The organism is Nocardiopsis sp. YSL2 (assembly GCF_030555055.1).
Lineage (GTDB): Bacteria > Actinomycetota > Actinomycetes > Streptosporangiales > Streptosporangiaceae > Nocardiopsis.
The window spans coordinates 1-17428 of record NZ_JAMOAO010000002.1 but is presented as its reverse complement, the minus strand read 5'-3'; the positions used below and the strand labels follow the sequence as shown (position 1 = coordinate 17428).

Annotated in this window: 22 protein-coding genes; 1 reads left to right on the top strand and 21 read right to left on the bottom strand. The window is 70.6% G+C overall.

The genetic code is table 11. From position 1 onward, the window contains the following. Positions 1-50: 50 nt before the first annotated feature. Together M1P99_RS27705 and M1P99_RS27700 are read right to left on the bottom strand one after the other, a co-directional pair. On the bottom strand, positions 51-1055 hold the full coding sequence (locus tag M1P99_RS27705) for a DUF932 domain-containing protein (protein WP_304455876.1): 1005 nt from the start codon (positions 1053-1055) through the stop codon (positions 51-53). Positions 1056-1206: 151 nt separating this feature from the next. Further along, positions 1207-1692: a hypothetical protein gene (locus M1P99_RS27700; RefSeq protein ID WP_304455875.1), complete on the bottom strand. Its 486-nt coding sequence runs from the start codon at positions 1690-1692 to the stop codon at positions 1207-1209. 173 nt (positions 1693-1865) lie between these two features. Between M1P99_RS27700 and M1P99_RS27695 the strand changes: the two genes are divergently transcribed. Then, entirely contained in the window at positions 1866-2780 is a 915-nt protein-coding gene (locus M1P99_RS27695; RefSeq protein ID WP_304455874.1) for a Ku protein, read from the top strand. 69 nt (positions 2781-2849) lie between these two features. Here the strand turns inward: M1P99_RS27695 and M1P99_RS27690 are convergent, their stop codons facing one another. The 19 genes from M1P99_RS27690 to M1P99_RS27600 all read right to left on the bottom strand — a co-directional run. After that, a complete protein-coding gene (locus M1P99_RS27690) occupies positions 2850-3860 on the bottom strand; it encodes an N-acetylmuramoyl-L-alanine amidase (RefSeq protein WP_304455873.1) in 1011 nt (336 codons plus the stop codon). A gap of 3 nt (positions 3861-3863) precedes the next feature. Then, complete coding sequence (locus M1P99_RS27685) at positions 3864-4163, bottom strand: hypothetical protein (protein ID WP_304455872.1); 300 nt, start codon at positions 4161-4163, stop codon at positions 3864-3866. A 93-nt stretch (positions 4164-4256) separates the two neighbouring features. Then, a complete protein-coding gene (locus M1P99_RS27680; RefSeq protein ID WP_304455871.1) occupies positions 4257-4598 on the bottom strand; it encodes a hypothetical protein in 342 nt (113 codons plus the stop codon). Next, complete coding sequence (locus M1P99_RS27675; protein ID WP_304455870.1) at positions 4591-4824, bottom strand: hypothetical protein; 234 nt, start codon at positions 4822-4824, stop codon at positions 4591-4593. The genes M1P99_RS27680 and M1P99_RS27675 overlap by 8 nt, the downstream gene beginning before the upstream one ends. Further along, positions 4821-5141 (bottom strand): hypothetical protein, encoded by a 321-nt coding sequence (locus tag M1P99_RS27670; RefSeq protein WP_304455869.1) that lies wholly within the window; start codon positions 5139-5141, stop codon positions 4821-4823. Before M1P99_RS27670 ends, M1P99_RS27675 begins: the two co-directional genes overlap by 4 nt. A 3-nt stretch (positions 5142-5144) precedes the next feature. After that, positions 5145-6686, bottom strand: coding sequence for an SGNH/GDSL hydrolase family protein (locus M1P99_RS27665; RefSeq protein ID WP_304455868.1), 1542 nt, complete (start codon positions 6684-6686; stop codon positions 5145-5147). 13 nt (positions 6687-6699) lie between these two features. Next, the gene (locus tag M1P99_RS27660; RefSeq protein WP_304455867.1) at positions 6700-7626 is read right to left on the bottom strand and encodes a hypothetical protein; all 927 of its coding nucleotides are present in this window, start codon (positions 7624-7626) and stop codon (positions 6700-6702) included. A gap of 3 nt (positions 7627-7629) precedes the next feature. Next, positions 7630-8790 (bottom strand): siphovirus ReqiPepy6 Gp37-like family protein, encoded by a 1161-nt coding sequence (locus M1P99_RS27655; RefSeq protein WP_304455866.1) that lies wholly within the window; start codon positions 8788-8790, stop codon positions 7630-7632. Position 8791: 1 nt separating this feature from the next. Then, positions 8792-10021 (bottom strand): hypothetical protein, encoded by a 1230-nt coding sequence (locus M1P99_RS27650; RefSeq protein ID WP_304455865.1) that lies wholly within the window; start codon positions 10019-10021, stop codon positions 8792-8794. Positions 10022-10033: 12 nt separating this feature from the next. Continuing rightward, positions 10034-13765 (bottom strand): phage tail tape measure protein, encoded by a 3732-nt coding sequence (locus M1P99_RS27645; protein WP_304455864.1) that lies wholly within the window; start codon positions 13763-13765, stop codon positions 10034-10036. A gap of 116 nt (positions 13766-13881) precedes the next feature. Beyond that, positions 13882-14205 (bottom strand): hypothetical protein, encoded by a 324-nt coding sequence (locus M1P99_RS27640; protein WP_304455863.1) that lies wholly within the window; start codon positions 14203-14205, stop codon positions 13882-13884. A gap of 15 nt (positions 14206-14220) precedes the next feature. After that, a complete protein-coding gene (locus M1P99_RS27635) occupies positions 14221-14505 on the bottom strand; it encodes a hypothetical protein (RefSeq protein ID WP_304455862.1) in 285 nt (94 codons plus the stop codon). A gap of 2 nt (positions 14506-14507) precedes the next feature. Next, positions 14508-14876, bottom strand: coding sequence for a hypothetical protein (locus M1P99_RS27630; protein ID WP_304455861.1), 369 nt, complete (start codon positions 14874-14876; stop codon positions 14508-14510). Between the two features lie 137 nt (positions 14877-15013). Continuing rightward, on the bottom strand, positions 15014-15373 hold the full coding sequence (locus M1P99_RS27625; RefSeq protein ID WP_304455860.1) for a hypothetical protein: 360 nt from the start codon (positions 15371-15373) through the stop codon (positions 15014-15016). Between the two features lie 15 nt (positions 15374-15388). After that, entirely contained in the window at positions 15389-15718 is a 330-nt protein-coding gene (locus M1P99_RS27620) for a hypothetical protein (protein WP_304455859.1), read from the bottom strand. Between the two features lie 77 nt (positions 15719-15795). Continuing rightward, complete coding sequence (locus tag M1P99_RS27615) at positions 15796-15987, bottom strand: hypothetical protein (RefSeq protein WP_304455858.1); 192 nt, start codon at positions 15985-15987, stop codon at positions 15796-15798. A gap of 2 nt (positions 15988-15989) precedes the next feature. Further along, positions 15990-16637, bottom strand: a complete 648-nt coding sequence (locus tag M1P99_RS27610) for a hypothetical protein (RefSeq protein ID WP_304455857.1) — start codon at positions 16635-16637, stop codon at positions 15990-15992. Between the two features lie 69 nt (positions 16638-16706). After that, entirely contained in the window at positions 16707-17087 is a 381-nt protein-coding gene (locus M1P99_RS27605) for a DUF3168 domain-containing protein (protein WP_304455856.1), read from the bottom strand. A gap of 17 nt (positions 17088-17104) precedes the next feature. Beyond that, positions 17105-17428, bottom strand: a 324-nt coding sequence (locus M1P99_RS27600; protein ID WP_304455855.1) for a hypothetical protein, incomplete at its 5' end; no start/stop codon positions are given.

Here is a 17428-nt window from a genome sequence, read left to right as displayed (position 1 = left end):
AGCGGACCGGCCCCGCTGGGCCCCGGCTGGGTGCCGGGGCCCGTGGTGGTTCAGGCGGCGAGCCGGAAGGCGTCGAACGCCTTCGTCTTCAGCGCTGTGATGGCGGGCTGGACGAGGATGCGCTCGGCGCGGGCGACGGTCGCGGCGTCGCCGTGCTTGCCCTTGACCGGCGCGTAGTGGTCGAGGTATTCGACGACGGACTGGTATCCGGCCCACGCGGTGCCTCGGATGGACTCCTGGGTGTCGGCCTCGACGAACAGCTCGTTCACGTCCGCGAGGATCCGGGCACGGTTGGTGAGCTTGCGTTCGGTGGGGTCCTTGGGCTCGGGCCACAGCTCACGGCCGACGATGTCCATGAACCGGCCGTCGGTGAGCGCCTGGTCGAGCATGCGCTCGGCCTCGGTCTCGAACTCCTCCAGGTAGGTCCAGGTCATCCCGAGCGCCTCGCGGGCAGCAGCGATGCGACCCCGGGCGCCGGAGGTGTGCCGGATGGCGTAGACGCTCCGAGCGTCGGCCAGTGCGGCGGCCTGGGTGTTGGCGCACACGACCCTGACCGGGGAGACCAGCAACCGCATGGCGGCGGACCCGTCGTGACTGTTGAGCGCGGCCAGGTAGAGGTCGAGCTCGTCGGTCCCGGCGACCTTCATGCTCTGGGGTAGGCGCATGGTCACGAACACCTCGCGGCCCTCGCGCAGGGACCCGGCGGTCTCGAAGTGCGCGCCGGACTCGTCGGTGATGGTGTCGAGGACCTCGGTGAGCTCCTCGTTCTGGATCGGCTGGTAGCGGCCCTTGACGACGCCGAGGACGTCGGGGCGGCCGGTCTCGGGGTGGGTGCGGACGGTGGCGTAGGCGTCGGGCACGGCCAGCGTGGCGCCGCTCTCGGTGATGGACAGCGGGCTGGTGTGGACGTTCCATCTGTCCAGCCGCGCGGTGCGCAGGGCGGTGGCGGCGTCGAAGGTGTCGGGGAGGGTGACGCCGAGCTTGTGCCAGGCGTCGGTGTGGGCGGAGACGAAGGAAGCGGTGCCGTCGGAGAACCTCTCCAGTTCGTGAGCCATGGGGTGCGACCTCTCGTGAGAGCGAAACAGAAACCTTGACACGTTCACCGTGTCTATGTTAATAGTACCCGGTTATGTCCGAATTAACCACGCTTAGCGTGTCTAAGTTTTGGCCCCGCACGCCCGGACGGAAAGCGCGCGGGACCGGCCTTCAGGCCCCGGCGGCCTCAGCCTCCTGGCCGTAGACCCGGCGGTAGCCTCGGGCATCGAGCCGTCCCCGCAGGGCGTTAGCGCCGCTGGTAGTCATGCGCCGAGTGGTGGCCAGAGTCCGCGTGCGGCCGTCGCTGAAGTAGTGCTGCTCGCGCCACCCCCCAGCCAGGACCGGCTTGAGGATCACCGAGAAGGTCACGCCATCCGCCTCGCGGACGTAGACCTCGGTGACGCGCTCGGCATGGTCCGCCTTGGTGGGCAGGTTGCGGAACAGGATCACCGCGAGCCGGTGGTAGCAGCGCATCCCCTCCCCGAGCACGTAGGCCGGGCAGGTGCACACGTCGGGGGTGGTCATGTAGCAGGTCTCGCCGTCGGTCGACATGACCGAATACACGTCTTCGTGGATGGGGTGGATGGTGCCCCGGTCGAGCAGGGTAAGGGCCTTGCTCTGCTGGTCGGTGGTCCAGGTGATGTGCGTGCGCGTCATGGTTGCGACCTCCCGCGATGTAACCTTGACACGTTCACCGTGTCTATGTTTAAGTGTACCCGAGTGCGCCCAAATTATCCACGCTTACCGTGTCTAAGTTTTGGGTTCCCCGAGAGCTTCGTCTTTGCCGTGTCTTGCCAGGTCAGAGGCACCATGGAGAGGGGGTGATGGTCATGGCTGGCACGGTGTGGAAGGGTGCCCTCAGCGTGGGACTGCTGTCCATCGCGGTCCGGCTGTACAGCGCGCGTGAGCGGCACGGACCGACCATGCACCAGTTCGTGCGCGGCACCGACCACCGCGTGCGCAACCGGCGGGTCGACGAGGAGACCGGCGACGAGGTGCCACCGGACGGCATCGTCAAGGGCGCGCTCGTGGGCTACGACGAGTACGTCATCCTGGAGCCCCAGGAGCTCGCCGCCCTCATGCCGGGCAAGTCCCGGACATTGGAGATCTCCGCGTTCATCCCCTCCGGGGCCGTCGACCCCCTCTGGTACGCCAACGCCTACTTCATTTCGCCGGCCGACCGGGCGGGCGTGCGACCGTACCGGCTCCTGCACACGGTGCTGGAGGAGACCGGCCGGGTCGGCCTGGCCACGATGGTGATGCGCGAGCGCGAGCACCTGGTGCTCGTCGGTCCCCAGCTGGGCGTGCTCACCGCGGCCACGCTGTACTGGCCGGACGAGGTCCGCTCCCCTGCGGACGTCATGCCCGCGGTGCCGCGCGAGGCGGATCTACTGGAGCGCGATCTCGGCCTCGCGCGCCAGTTGGTGGACGTGATGGCGGACGACTGGCAGCCGGCGGAGTACGAGGACGTCTACGCGCGGCGGGTCGACGAGCTGATATCGGCGAAATCCGAGGGCAGGACCGTCAGCTACGGAGCGCCACCCGGGCCGAGCGGGAAGGTCGTCCAGATCACCGAGGCCTTGCGAGAGACGCTGGAGGCGCGCAGGGGAGGGCGCGCGCCTGCGCCGCGCTCGGAGCTCACGAAGAAGGAGCTGTTGCGCCGCGCTCAGGAGCTCGGCGTGCCGGGGCGGTCGAAGATGTCCCGGGACGAACTTGAGCAAGCGGTCCAACGCGCGTCCGCGTGACGGGCCCCAGACAGCACGAAGCCGCCCCGCCCACCGTGATGGTGGACGGGGCGTTCGCGTAGGCGTGGGTCAGCCGAACATGCGCCCCCACGTGTTCGGGCCGGTGAGCCCATCGACAGCGCGGCCGGTGAACCCGGCCTTGCGCTGCCACGCGGTCACGGCCGCCTTGGTCTTAGGCCCGTACCGGCCGTCCTTCTTCGCGCCGACCTTGCCCTGGATCTCCTTGATGTGTGGTCGGTCGGCCGGCCAGTAGTACCCGGAGTGGTTCCGGTCGTCCGAGGACGGTGGGCCGAACCAGTGTCCGCGTGCCAGTGGGAACGGCTTCGCCGGGGGCTTCGGTGCGCTGCCGCCGATCCGCTTCAGGTACGCGGCCTCGGTGACCTTGCCCCACAGCCCGTCGACCGTGACGCCGAGTTCCTCCTGCAGCCACTCCACGCCCTTGAGCGTGAGCGGCCCGAAGACGTCGTCGACATCCAGCTCGGGCTCATAGCCGAGTCGGTTGACGGCCTTCTGCTGCTCGTCGACCGGCCGCACCGTGGTCATGTGCGGGACGGTCACCGACCCTCCGCCGGGCGCTGGAGTGCCTGACCCGGATCCGGCCAGGGTGCCGTTGGCGATGAGCCGCTTGGTCGGCGTCCCAGGGCAGCTCGTGGACACGAACTGGTAGTGCCCGCGGATCGCTGCAGCGACGGCGCGCCGCTGCCGGATGTAGGTGCGGCAGTCCCGCCACGCCTGGATCTGCAGGTCGGTGGGCTGCTCGCCGCCGCCGACCATCATCTGGATGCTGTACCAGGTGCTGTTGCCGCCGGGCTGGGCGGCCTGCTGGTGGCTCAAGCCCCTGCCCTCGAACACATACCCATGAGGACAGGCCAGGAACGCGTAGCCGATTCCCGCCCAGCCCTGGTTCAGGTGCTGGCGGTGGACCCGGCGGACGTAGTCGTAGCAGGCGGCGTGGGGCTTGCCGGGCTTGATCAGCCCGATGGCGCCGCCGTTGTAGTGGGCCACGCACCCTCGGGTCGGGTTGGCGTACCCGCCGATGCTGGCCGGCCCGCCCCACATTCTGCGGGTGACGAGTTTCATCGGTCAGCCCTGCTCGTCGTCGGCGACCATGTCGGTGCCGAGGTGGACGTCGAGGAACGCCGTGTCCGCGGCCTTCACGGTGCGGGGCGAGTACACGCTGGCGCGGCCGAGCAGGGTGACCAGGACCGCGACGATGCCCTCGATGTAGTTCTCACCGAAGACCTCGGTGAAGGACTGGCCGTTGACGAGCATCTCGTAGCCGAGGAACAGCACGGCGACGCCGAAGGCGATGTAGGCGAGCGGCTCCTTGGTGGGGCGCAGGTGCTCGCGGACGGTGTCGAACAGGGTGTGCAGGGCGGACATGGTGATCTCCTTGCGGTTGCCGGGCGGGCCCCGGGCGTGCGAAAGCCCCGCTCGGTGGCGGGGCTTGCAGGGGTGGTCAGGTCTGGTCGGCGCTCAGGGTCGGCGCCGGCCTGGGGAAGGGGGAGGCTGGCCTGCGTCGTCGTCAGGACGGTCGCGGCTGCGGAAGCGCACCCGCCGGTACAGCGCCCACGTGGTCGCGATCGTGAGGGCGCCCGCCGAGTACACGGTCAGGCGCACGATGCTGCGGCCGGGGTAGTCGCCGGCGAAGAGGTGGATGGCCACCAGGGTGAGGAGCGCGGTGAGCACCACCAGCCCGGTGACGAACAGTCGGCCGCCACCGGAGCGGTGCCAGGTGCCGCCGCTGAGGTAGTCGATCAGGAATCCCCAGGTGAGCAGGGCGGCTAGGAGCGCCACCCAGTTCCCGAGCTCATACATCACCGCGGCCTCCTTCGAGGATGTGCAGGAACAGGTCTCCGAAGTGGTTGCGGCGCTGGTGCTCGTGGTGCCGTGCGATCACCTCCCGCACTTCGGGGTCCCGGGCGCGCGCGTCAGCGAGCGACGCCTCGGTGGCGGACTTCATCTGTTCCAGCTCGGTGTCGGTGACGGGCGGGTCCGGTGTGCGGTGGCGGTGGCACAGGCGGCGCAGGCGCTTCCACTTCATCGGTCATCGCCCTCCTCGGGCGGTGGGGAAGAGGTGGCCACGTCGCGTAGCGCGTCGATTGCGGAGGCGCTGGTCTTGGCGGCCTCGGTGAGCGACGCCGTCTGGGCCGCTAGCAGGTCACCGCGTTCCCGTTCCGCCAGGTACAGCTCACGCATCTGCTGCAGCTGGGCATCCCGGGAGGCCACGATCCGGTCATGGGTCGCGGCCGGCATGAGTCGTCCGGTGATCAGGGCGTAGAGGACGTAGGCGACCGCGCTGCCGAATATGCCGACGAGACCGATGTCAGCGAACGGCAGGAACGCCGCGAGCTCGGCCACACGTCACCTCGGGGACAGGATGTCGGCGAGCCTGTCGGCCAGGTAGGCGTAGCCCTTGCCGGACAGGTGCACCTGGTCGGCGTACAGGCCCCAGTTGGGGCTGTCGGCTTGGTCGGGCATCCGCGGCCCGAGCGTGAGGTCGGCGACGGTCACGAGCGGGTCCGTCCGCGCCAGGGAGTGTGCCTCGGCGACGTAGGCGTCCCAGGTGTGGGCGAAGGGGCCGTCACCGCGGGCGGCGTGCATCGCCAGCAGGATGGGCGGGAACGGCACCGGGACCGTGTTCGCGCCGCGCAGGGCGGCGATGAGCGCGGAGACGTTGGTGCGGAACGTCGACGGCGCGGTGCCCGCCCACTGGTCGTTCGCGCCGAGCATGATCACGATCAGGCCCGGGTTCAGGGCGCCGATCGCGGAGGGCCACTTGTCCGCGTCGGTCGGCGTCGACCAGGTGGTGCTCTCCCACCCGAAGTGGGAGGCGTCGTGGACGGTGACCCCGGCGGCCTCGTCGCCGTCGTACTCGATGACTCCGGACACGATCTGCTTGAACGCCGCGGTGACCGCCTCGATCTCCAGGGTGTGCGGGCCGGACGTTCCCAGGGTGACGCGGGTGAGCTGCCCGTCCTGGCTGGTGCCGGAGGTGTCCACGGATGTCCACGCCCCGCCGTCGACCCGGTACCGGAACGTCCCGGACAGGGAGGACCGGCCCCACAGGATGTCGACCGCGGTGCCCTGCAGGGCGCTGTACGTGATCAGGTCGGGGGTGCCGTCACCGTCCAGGAACGGCGTGTGCCTCTTCGGTCCCCACCCGGTGTCGTAGGTCGGGCCGCCGGTGACGGTGGCGGGCCAGGTGTAGGAGATGGAGCCCGTCGAGGCGGCGCCGATGAATCCGCGGCCGCCGGTTACCCCCGCGGTCGGGAACCGCGCGCGCAACAGCTCGCGCAGTCGGGCCGGCCAGGTGTGCGCGTAATCGGTGGCGCCCTGGCCCTCGGTGATGGAGTCGCCGACGCACACGACGTTGGCGCGCGCGAAGTGGCGGTTGGCCAGGGAGGCGTGCCAGCCCATGAGCGCGGTGGTGGACCCGTCGGGGCGCCACGTGGCCGTCTCGGTGTCGTAGGACAGCGAGCTGCCGCCCTTGACGTCGGAGGTCCCCGGGTCCGCCGCGGCGTCGGCGAGTGTGGCGACGCCGGTGCCGTGGGGGTTGGCTTCGGAGGTGTGCGTGGACAGGTCGTCGGAGACCATGGTCAGGTCTTCGCCGATGTCGATGGCGACCGCGCGCCGGCGCGGCCCCGCCCCGGCGTTGGCGTCGAGGTAGACCGAGCGCACCTCATCGGGTCCCATGAACTCCTGCACCGCGCCCACAGCGTCCGCGGTCAGTTCCCCGCCGGGGATTTCGGTGACGCCGTCGGTGTCGGTCAGGTCGGTGTACTGGGCGCCGCCGCTGGAGGCGTTCCACGCGGTGACGGCCGCTCCGGGTTGGAGCGTGGCGGCGTTGTCGGCGCCCAGGGTGATGACGTAGTCGGCGATGCCGCCGAACAGGTGCCGAGCCATGGCCACCGTCCTTTCAGGGCTTGAGGTAGGTGACAGTGGTGCGCAGGTGGTGGCCGATGGACACGTCTCTGTCGTGCCAGCGCACCCAGACCTCGCCGTCAGCGTTGACCTGCAGGCGTGCGCTGGCGCCGTTGCTGAACTGGCAGGGGAAGTACCGGTTTCCTGGAGGCCTCAACGTGGACGAGATTGCGTTGCAGATCTTCGACCCGTCGGTGTCCGAGGTCGGGAAGTTCAGGTTCGTGCGGCGCACGTTGATGACGAGCTGGACGAGGGCGCCGATCCGCCGGCCGAACCTTCCGCCGCTCGCGTCCTCCCACGTGGAGAATCCAGAGGGCAGGGTGATGTCGCCGGTGTCCTCATACAGCAGGCGCCGGGCGCCGCCGTCCCAGAACCGCATGCGTCCGGTGTCGCGCTCGTACTGGATCTCGCCCAGGCGCGGGAACGGGTTCGGCGTCGCCGAGTCGACCGGGCGGACGCGGGTGCCGACGTAGAGCTCGTCGCGGGTGACCGTCACCGACGACGCGCTGTCGGGGACCACGACGCGGGCCAGCGGAGTCTCGAACACCCCGGTGTCACCCGGGTCCTGCGTCAGGGCGGGCGCGCCGGCGCCGGGCGTGCCCTCCTTGACGACGGCGCGCACGTCCCAGGTGGACCGGTCCAGGCGCAGCACCACCCGGTCGGTACGGGTTGAACCGGAGGAGTTGCTGCTGATGGTGAGCGGGTCGTCGACGGTGCCGGACGTCCAGGCGTGCCCGCGCACCGAGGCGTACTTGCTCGCGCGGACCAGGACCTGCAGGCCGGTGCCCGCGGTGACGACGCCGGTCTCGCTGGGGTCGCCGAGCACACCGTCGTCGGAGAAGCGTGAGGCCAGCCGCTCGTACTCGGCGTCGGTGACGTTGCGGCTGTTGTAGTTCGGGGACGGCCACGAGTTCTGAGCCATCGTTCACCTGCTCGCTTCCAGTCGGCCCAGGCGGCGCCCGAGGTCGCGGATCAGTCGTACGGTCTGCGGGTCGGAGGTGGCCTCCGCGGACCCGATGAGGCTGGAGACGTACTCGCCGCCGTTGGGTGTGGCCTGCAGGTGGATGGAGCGGACCACGTCGGTCACCTCCAGCCCGGTGGGCAGCTCGACGGTGACCCGGTCGCCGAGGAAGAAGTCGTGCCCGGCCTTGAGGTCCTCGGTGTCGACGGTGACGGTGGCCAGCTCGACGGGCGCCGATCCGCCGGCCAACTCCTCGTTGCCGGCGTTGGTCAGCTCGCCGTTGGTGTCGTCGGCAATCGACGATTGGTCAACGAACTTCTCGACCCGCCACCAGCTGTCCGCGGCGGTGGTGTCGGCGACCTCGGTGTAGGTGCGTGCGGCGTCCTCGCCGCCGGCGACCAGGGCGTGGGTGACGCTGGGCGCGGACTGTTTGAACTGCACCGAGCGCAGGTTGCCGAGGCCGCGGGAGAACCGGGCAGTGCCGGTCAGGTCGGCGGGCTGGTAGACACCGAACACGATCTGCGTGCCGTCCTGGCGGGTGCGGAACCCGATCGCGCCGCCGTTGACCGCGGCCCGGCGGCAGGCGGCCAGCAGCCCCTCGAAGCGGGTGTTGACCGAGGTGTCGGTGCCGACCCCGGCGAGCGTGTCGAGCACCAGGTGGGGGATCTGCCGTGCGGCCAGAGCGCCGGGCCCGCAGTTCTCGTCGACCAGGGTGCGGATGATGGTCTCGGCGTTGGTGTTGAGGATCTGCCGGGAATCGGTGGTCGGCTGGCTGCCCCAGGCCAGGGCCGGGTCGGGCCAGGTGATGTACCCGGCGATCCGCGCCAGGTCGTCGGAGAAGCTGACCGACACCTTGCCGGGGTCGGGCTCGGAGGAGTCGCCGACGGACCAGGCGTAGTCCTGGGGGATCTCCAGGGGGCCGGCGCACCAGAAGGCCTGGTCGCGGATCACGACGATCCGGTTGCCGGGCTGGAGTTGGGCCATCACCTCGGGGTGCGCGGGCAGCTCGACGCTGCCGCTGGCGGGTTCGTTGAACCGCAGGGTGCTGTCGAGGTTGGTCCACCCGTCGATGGGGTCGCCCTGCACCACCAGGTCCTCGTCGGTGATGAGCAGCTGAATCGCCATGTCAGGCCGTCTCGTAGCGGGCCGACGCGGACAGGTCCACCGCGGACCCGGGGCTGGATCCGTCGAGCTGGAAGACGACCGGGTTGTCGCCGGGCTGCAGCGGCCACAGCTGCGCTCCGGGCCAGTCGAGGGCGCCGACCCAGTTGTCGGTCCCGCCCTGCACGGTGGTCGCGACGGTGACTGTGCCGCCGGTCAGCCCGGAGGGGGTGACCACGACCTCGTCGACGTCCACGCCCAGGTACCGGCCGGTGAAGGCCAGCGTGACGGTAGCGGGCAGCGGCCCGCCGGTCACCAGGACCTCGTCGGGGTCGATGGCGACCAGTCCTTCGAGGGCGGCCTGCACTGTTGCGGCGTCGGCGTCATGCGCAATGGGCACGGTGGTCTCCGAGCCCAGGGTGATGGTGATGGTCCCGGCAGTCGCGCCGCCGAGGTTGATGGTCTGCTGCTCGACGGACTTCTTGCGCACCCGCGGGGGGTCGGTGGTGACCACGACCTGCTCGTGTGCGAGCAGGCTGCCGCCGACCGAGGCAGGATCGAGGGTGAAGGACTCGCCGGTGTCGGACTGGGTGAACGTCACCAGGCTCGCCGGTCCGGTGATCGTCCATTCGGGCCAGGCCACCACGTCACCCGGGTTCATCAGGGTGGTGGAGCCGAGCACCTGCCCGGAGGACACCGACGGGTAGGGCTGGAGGAAGTCCTCGCCCGTGCCGTGCTCGCGGTGCTCGGTGAGCGGCACCGAGTCGATCCAGTACGGGTCCTCGCACATGAGCGACAGCACCGCGGAGTCGGAGACGATGCCGGTGCCCTGCGCGCCTTGCCCCTCATACCCCGCGGAGTAGTGCACGCGGATGTGCCGGCGGGTGCCGTCCGGGCGGGCGATCTCCAACGTGCCCGCACCGCGTCGCAGCGTGTCGGTGAAGGCGCGCGCGAGCGCCCGCCATCGGGACAGGAACTCCGTGTGCGTCTCGCCGTAGACGTGCAGCGGCCACACCACGGTGCGCTCCTGCGGCTGGGCGTGCCGCAGGCGCACCCCGCCGCGCGGGTGCGCGTCCGTGGTCAGGTCATACGGTGCGGCCCCCAGCCCCGACACGCCGTCGGCGAGTGTGAACCAGCCGCGCTGGCTGTCTGTGAGCTGCCACGACCGCCCGGTCGGGTCCGTGTACACGGCCGTCGCGAATCCGATCTCGGGCAGGACCACGCCACCGGAGTGTTCACCCGCGATGATCGGCACAGCTCGACCTCCTTACCGTGGGCGTCCGACTCGGGCGCGGGCCTCCTGGCGACGCTGCAGGACCTCCAGGTCGTGCACGCTCATGTCGAGGGTGCGCGGGTAGATGTTGTAGGTGTCCCGGCTGTCGGCGCCCCGCCCGGCCAGGGTGGAGATGTCCGACCACTGGCGCTGCGTCAAGACGGGCTCGGGCTTCCTCGTGCCGTTGATGAGCGAGGTGGCGCCGGGCTGGGCGTAGCCGCCGGAGTCGTAGAAGAAGCTGGGGCCTCCTCCGGCGGTGGAGTCCGACGCGACGGGCCGGAACCCGTATTTGGTCGAGAAGAGGCGGTCGTTGGCGCCGCGGGCGGAACGGCCCACGACGACACCTCGGCCGCCCCGGGACTCAACATTGACCCCCATCAATGTTCCGGCCGTGTGGCCTACGCCACTGTGCGTGATGCCAACCTGGTAGGGGGAGCGCAGGCCGCGCACCCATCCGGGCGGGGCGTTGCCGCCCTGGAAGGCATGCGTCGAGTAGCGGCGGAAGTACGGTCCGACGCCCCTGATGGAGTTTTCGATGCTCCCCGTGAAACCGCTGCAGTCGAATCCGTGCGGTCCCGCACCGCCCCACACGTAGGGGTCGCCGTGCTGGGAGCGCGCGAACCGGGCGGCCCGGCGCAGGCGCGCCGACGCCGAGTCCAGGCCGGCCCAGTCGTCAGCACCTCCGGCCATCGACGCGGCGTAGTCGGAGTCGGCCCTGCCGAAACGGCTGAGCATCTTGTCGCGGATCCCGACGACCATCCTGTACGGGATCCCGGCGAAGTCCTGCTTGGAACCGAACCGGTCCTTGACCCGGTCCCGCAGCCGGTTCAGCGGCGCGGTGGCCCAGTCCTTGAGCTTGCCGACGACGCTGTCCCACTTGGAGGCGATCCACTCGCCGACGATGCCTCCGCGGGCGAAGCCGTCGATGGGCGGCTGGCCGCGCTTGATGGCCATCGGTGTGGCGGCCACACGGGCGCGGCGCTCCTGGGCGTACCGGCGCAGCGCGCCCACGCCGCCCCGGACGCCGACGGAGTTCCACGTCAACAATTCCCGCCGGAGCGCGGGAACGCGCATCGCCTCGGAAATCGCGACGCCCTCACCCTTGCGGGCGCGGATCACCTGGTCGTCACCCTGGCGCCAGGTCGAGTACCCGGGAAGCACACCACCGCGCGCGAATCCGCGCGGCAGGCTCATTGTAGAAAGGCGGTTAATTCCAGGAACCTTGTCGGCCACCTTATTCCAAAGGCCGACAATTCCACGGTTGTACACCGTCTGAATTACGAATCGAACGGGCGCCTTTGCGACGTCCTGCAATTTCGTCCAGGCCGTTTTCACGCCTTCGCGGGCCCGCTCGAAAGCTGAAATGACCTTTGATCGCAGCGTGTCGACCGCTCCGGCGACCCGGTCACGGAGCTGCTGGGCACGGCTGACCACCCAGTCGCGCAGCGCCGCGGCGATGGCCACACCCCGGTCCCTCAGGGCGGTCAGGATGGCCACGGCCCGATCGCGCAGGCCGGTCACGCGCGCCACGGCGCGGTCACGAAGCTCGGTCGCCCGCGCGACGATCCAGTCCCGGGCCTTGGCCACCAGAGCGGTGGCCCGGTCGCGCAGGCCGGTCACGGCCCCCACGGTGCGGTCTCGCAGGCTGATGGCGCGGCGGACGACCCAGTCGACCAGGGCCTGCCAGAGCGCGGACACCTTGGTGCGGATCCACTGCCAGGCCGCGGCCGTCTTGGCGCGCAGGGTGTCCCAGTGGCGGATGATCAGCCCGACCGGATGGAATTTGAAGAACAGCCCGATCAGGAAATTGACGGCTGTGACGATCGCGTTCTTCACGAAGTTGAACGCCGCGAGCGTGGCCGCCTTGATCTGGTCCCAGTAGCGGATCACCAGACCGATCGCGATTCCGATCGGGCCGGTGATGATCGCGAGCAGCAGCGGCCAGTTCGACTTCACCCATTCCCACACGAACTTGATGGCGCCCCAGACCGCATCAAAAGCGGCGGTCACGATCGTGCGGAAGGTCTCCGAATTCCGCCACAAAAGAACAATGGCTGCAATGACGGCAATGATCGCGATAACGATGAGCCCTAATGGGTTGGCCGACATCGCCAAATTCAGCGCCCATTGTGCTGCCGTCCAGATTCCCGTCGCGATGGCGACGGCGCGCTGGACAACGGCCTGGCCCAGGATCGCGGCGCGCGCGGCGACCGCGCGGACGGCGATCTTGGTGTACTCGACCGCGACCAGGCCCAGGGTGCGCAGGAAGCCGCCGGCCGCGGCGGCCTTCTGGGCAGCGCCGACCGCGAGGATGCGCGCCCGCGCCACTCCGGCCTTCACGCCGATCTTGGTGTACTCGACCGCGACGAGGCCGAGCGTGCGCATGAATCCGGCCATGCTGCCGATCTGGCGGCCAGCCGCGCCGCCGAAGGTGCGCACGGCCGCCCCCGCGCGGGAGGCGCGCGAGGCGTTCTCTCCCAGCGCGGCCGACCCGCGGATGAGGCCGCCGGTGAAGCGGGCCGTACCGGCGACCGCGCCGATGGCGGCCCCGCCGACGCGGGTGATGCCGCCGGCCACGAAGGACAGCGGGCCGGCCGCGATGGCCACGGCCGCGATGCCCAGCGCCAGGCGCTGGGTGGCGGGCTCGGCGTCGTTGAACAGGGTGACGGCGCTGCCGAGGGCGGTGACCAGATCGCCCTGCAGGGACCGCTTGAACAGCTCCAGCTCGTGCGCCGGCCCGTTGCGGACGGTGTCCCCGACCTGCTCGGCTGCCCCGCTGAACTCGCCCAGCTCGCCGGCGGCCGTGGAGGGGTCCATGGCGAACAGGGCGTCGCCCAAATCTTCGGCTTGGGTGCCGAAGAGGGCGGTCGCGGCCTCCGCTCGCGCGACCGGGTCCTCGATGTCGCGGAGCCGGTCCAGGGTGGTGTCCAGGGCGGCCGTCGCCGACGCGCCGCCCTCGCCGAAATCGGCCGCCATGTCCGAAGCGCTCAGGCCCAGGGCCTCGAACCCCGCCTGAGTGGTGTCCGACCCGTCGACAGCCCGGATCGAGAATTCCTTGATGGCGTCCGCAGCGATGTCGGCGTCACGGGCTCCGGCCTGGATGGCCTGGTTCATCAGGCCGACCGAGGTGGCCCCGTCCAGACCCGCCTTGCGGAACTGGGTGCCGTACTCGTTGATGACTTCCAGGAAGTCGCCGCCCTTGTCGACGCCGCCCTGGAATCCAGCGGTGATGAGGTCGAACGCCTCGTCGGCGCTGTCCGCGAGCCCGGTCCTGAGGAGCTGGGAGACCGCGTTGGTGACGCCGCCCAAATCCTGCTCGAAGGTGGTCGCGACATCGGACGCCTTGGTGGCCAGCTCTTCCAACTGGGCATTTGTGGCGTCCGGCGGGGCGAGCCCGGACTGCATCACCGTGCGGATCGCAGCCGCGGCGTCCTCGAAGGTGGCCGTGACGCCATCGGCGTACAGCTCACCGGCGATCCTGCCGTGCCGCTCCGCGACGGGCCCGGTCGTGCCGAGCTGCGCCTGCAGCAGGTTGCCGGCCTTCATCCGGCCGAGGGCGTCGGTGATGCCCGTGACGAGCACCGCTCCGGCGACGACACCGGCCGCGGCGGCGCCTGCCTTGATGCGGTCCTTCAGGCCACTGCCCGCCGCCTTGCCGGCGCGCTCGCCTGCGTCAGCGGCGGGCTGGACGAGCTGCTGGCGGAGCTCGTCGGAGACGCCCCGCATGGACGGGATGACCTGGAGCGAGGCGTATCCGACGTTGGCCACGGCGAAGCACCCCCCGTCCGGTCGTCATGTGTTGGTGTGCTGGCCGGGCGGGCTGTGCACGGTGTGGCGGAGTCTCAGGCGGTGTCGAGGTCCTCGTCGGGCGCCGGTTCGGCCGCGCTGCAGTGCGCGAGCCAGGCCTTCCAGAGGGGGCGCACCTTGTACTGGGGCAGGCCCAGCGCGCGGAACTCGGCGTACTGCTCGCCCAGGGCGACGCGCAGTGAGCCGGTCATGGCTCGGGAGTCGCCGCCCTCGGCGGTGGCGTCGACGAGTTCCCAGGCGTCCAGGTCCTGGAGGTGGGCGAGCTGGAAGGACTTGCCGCACCACTTGACGCGGAACGGTGTCAGGTCGACGTGCGGTGGGACGGCGTCGAGGTCGAACACCTCGGGGTTGTCAGGCATGGGCGGGCCTCACTCTCATTCGGTTTCGGTGGCCGGTGCTTCTTCGGTGACCTCCAGGCCGGCGGACCGCGCGGCCTGGTACAGCTCCTCGCTGCGGTCCTCGGAGGACAGGACGGTGACGGAGGCGGCCCTGCGGTCGGTGGTGTAGCCCTTGTAGACAACCCGCTCGCCCTTGCCCACACGGGACCGGGTGGCCGCGGCCACCTGCACCGCGGTGCCGTTCATGACGTCGCGCATCTCCGGGGACTTCAGCACCTCGGCGATGCCTTCCTCGTCCAGCTCGAAGTCGATCAGGGCCACGGCTACTCCTCCGGTTGTGCGGCGGGTGTGCGGATGCGCTGGGCGGTGTAGCGCTCATCGGGCGCGAGCGCCGTGTCGGCCATGGAGGGCCGCCGCTCCTCGCGGGCACGCCCGAGCTCGGCGAGCAGGTGGGCCCGTTTGCGCTGGCGGTCCCTGCGCTTGACTCGGTCCTGCGCGGTGACCGGCCGCTTGAGCGGCTTGGGCGGCTTGGCCTTACCGCCCGCCGAGTTGATCACCGCGGCGATCATCTCCCCGAGCCGGTCGACGGCAAGGGTGAGCCGCTCCACCTCGGGCGACCACTCGGTCAGCGGCGGCGCGCTCGAACCGGTGGGCTCCGGGGCGTCCTCCGCGAGCTCGTCGTCGTTGGCCATCGCCGCGGCCAGGTGGGAGGTGCGCGGCAGGTGGTCGACGATGTTGAGTAGGAACCGCCACCTGCGGGAGGTCCACAGTGCGGCGAGGTCCCACCCGATGAGGGCGAGGTCAGCCTCGATCTGGTTCCGGTAGCGGGTCAGGAGCCAGACGAGGCGTTGCCTTCCCCCCGGGTGCCGTAGTACTGGCTGTAGTGGGCTTCCATCCGGTCGTTGAGGATCTTCATCTTCCACATGGGCATGCGGATCTTCTTGAACTCGGCGTACTGGTCGCCCAAGAGCGGCTTCAGGGACCCCTCGATGTCGTGCATGTCGATGAGGACCTGGTCCTGCCAGTCCTCATCCATGGGGTCAGACAGGGTGAAGACCTTGCCACCGAGGCGGACCGCGAAGGGCTTGACCTCGCCGTCCTTCTCCAGGGCGTCGAGGTCGAACACGTCTCGGGGACGGACGGCGGGCTTGCGCTGCGGTGGGCGCTGGCTACTGCTGCGTGCGGCCATGGGCGGGCTCCACTCCTACTCGGTGTCGGTGTCGGCGGCGCGGGTGCGGCGCCGGGGTGGTGTGTTCGGCCGGTCCGGCTGATCCGGTCGGCTGGGGCGGCCCTGTGGCGGGCCGGACTCGGCTGAGCGGCCGTGGATGCGGGCCTTGCGTTCCTCGACGCGCTGCTTGGCCTCGGCGTCGGCGGCACGCGCCCGCTCCAGGCGCTCGGCGGCGGCCTTGTTGTGCTCTGCGGCCGACTCCAGTTCGGGGCGGGGCCGCCAGCCGTGGGTGCGCAGCCGCACCTCGACGACCGGGTCGTCCGTGAACTGGGTGGCGCCGTCGGGCGAGACGTACTCCGTGGACATGGACGCTCCTCACTGGAACGGGCAGAAGTGGGGCCGCGGCGGCCGGCGCCCGCCCGGCATACCGGCCGCCGCGGCGATCAGGGGGACGGCGCGATGTCGCAGCCGTCGGTGGTGCAGGCGGTGATCGTGCCGATGGGGGTGACGCCGTCGGCGTGGACCCACAGCACGTCCGCGCGCACGAGCGCGGGCAGGTGGCAGTCCTGGCACAGCTCGTCGACGGGCTCGGGCGTGCCCACGTCGATGCGCAGGCGCATGGCGCAGGCGGCCACGGTCAGAACCCCATCGCGGACAGCAGGGCTTCCCAGCCGGGACCGCCGAAGTAGAACCGCTCGCTGTATCCCACGGACGAGTCCATGTAGGCGGTGAGGGTGACCGGCCAGCCCAGCGCCGAGTCGTCGGAGCTCTGAAATGCCTGGTCGTCCTTGTCGGACACGCTGGCCCGGGGCAGGAAACGGGCGATGTAGATCTCTCCCGCGTCGGCCAGGTCCACGCCGATGGTCAGCACCCGCCAGAACCGGAGCGGAGGCCGGTCCGGCTTGGAGATCGCGACCTCACCCGAGGTGGGGTCGGGGACGACGGCGGTCATGTCGGCGCCGGTGTACAACCCGAGGGTGTGCTTGTTGGTTTCCTGCAGGTTGACCTGCAGGGTGGTGACGTCGCTGGTGATGTCGCGACGGGTGGGCTCGACCGCGCCCCACGACGTGATGTCGCTGGAGCTGACGTCCGCGGAGAACTGCGGCCCATCGTCCGACATCCAGCCCAGGTCGTTGTATCCGGCCGGGAGCGCGTTGAGGCTCTTGTCGGCACCGGTCAGCGAAGCGATGGCGCTGGAGGTGATCGGCGCGATGAACGTGCCGCCCTCCAACGCCTTCCGGATGAGCTGGTTCTGGTGGTTCTTGAGGCTTTCCCATGCGGCCACGGGCCCGGCTCCTCTCGTGGGAGTCCATGCGGATACCCCGCCGGTTGGCGGGGCGAAGGCGGGCGGGCCTTAGCGGCGGGCGCTCACGCGGTACGTGGCGAGGACCCGTCGGATGGTCTGGTCGGTGTGCGGGGCACGGCGCGGCCCCAGCTCGGTGCGGGCCCGGTCGATGAGACCGACCCCGATGACCCTGGTGGGTCCGGTGATGAGCCGCTGCTGGACGGCGCGGGCGATGCGCCACGCTTCGGCGCGGGTGGGGGCGAACACGTCGACGTCCACGCGGGAGACGTCGGTGCGCCGGTCGTCGGACCCGCCGATCCGGGTCGGACGGATCCACGGCAGGTGGTCCTGCAGGTCGTGCGGGGTCTCGCTGCCGGTCTCGGCCAGGTCGGCGAGCGCCTCGCACAGCAGGTCCTCGATGTCCGGGAACGGCGGCAGGTCGACGGCCACGGCGCGATCCCCTCCGCTCAGCCGCGGACGCGGCGGAGCTGCATCTCGATGTGGTGCGGTTGGCCCCGCTCATCCGGCCACGGCTCGGGCCTGCCCTCGACCTGGTACTCCAGGCCGCGCCAGCGCACCCGGTCCGTGGCGCGCACGTCGGCGCCGGGCGGACCGATCGCGGTCCACTCCTCCTCGACGGTGTCGCCGCCCTCGGTGTCCTCCGAGGTGGAGGCGGGCTGGATGTCCCAGCCGGGCGAGTCCGTCTCGGCCGGGTCGCCGGGGAGCGGGTCCCCGTGCCGGTCGGTGCCGACCGGCCGCAGGACGGTGACGGTCTCGTTGCCGAACTTCAT